We start from the raw sequence: 582 nt of genomic DNA on the forward strand, positions 1-582 counted from the left end.
GGCGGCGGCGACGGCTACGTCGTGCACCTCGATTTCACGAACGTGCTGAACCTGCCCGACCGCGCGCGGGTCGTCTTCGACGGTGTCGTCTCCGGCCGCCTGCAGAAGGTCACCCTCGAGGAGGGCAAGGCCGTCGTCGACGTGAAGATCAACAACAGCGTGAAGGTGCCGAACACGGTCACCGCGACGCTGCAGCAGGACACGATCCTCGGCGACACGTACGTGGCCCTCAAGACCACGCCGGGCAAGCCGGGTACGCCGCTGAAGGCGGGCGACACACTGCCCACCACGCAGACCAAGCCGCCGACGCAGATCGAGGACATTCTCGCCGACCTGGCGAACTTCCTCGGCAGCGGCAGCCTGATGCAGCTGCAGGACACCTTCAGCCGGATCAACACCAACCTGCCGGCCGATCCGCAGAAGCTCTCGGGCCTGGTCAAGACGGTCTCGCAGACGGTGGTCGACCTGGGCCGGCAGAACGACAACGTCAGCCAGGCGATCACCTCGGTCGGCAGCCTCGTGACGACGATCAACGACAACGATCAGATCCTCGTCGCCCTGCTCAAGCCGACCGATGACTGG

Annotated in this window: 1 protein-coding gene; it reads left to right on the forward strand. The window is 66.0% G+C overall.

The window, feature by feature from the left end; all coding sequences use genetic code 11:
• Positions 1-582 (forward strand): MlaD family protein (locus FK268_RS23495; RefSeq protein WP_146437859.1); only part of this gene is annotated, 582 nt, incomplete at both ends.

The sequence above is a fragment of the Tsukamurella sputi genome (assembly GCF_007858445.1).
Taxonomy (GTDB): Bacteria; Actinomycetota; Actinomycetes; order Mycobacteriales; family Mycobacteriaceae; genus Tsukamurella; species Tsukamurella sputi.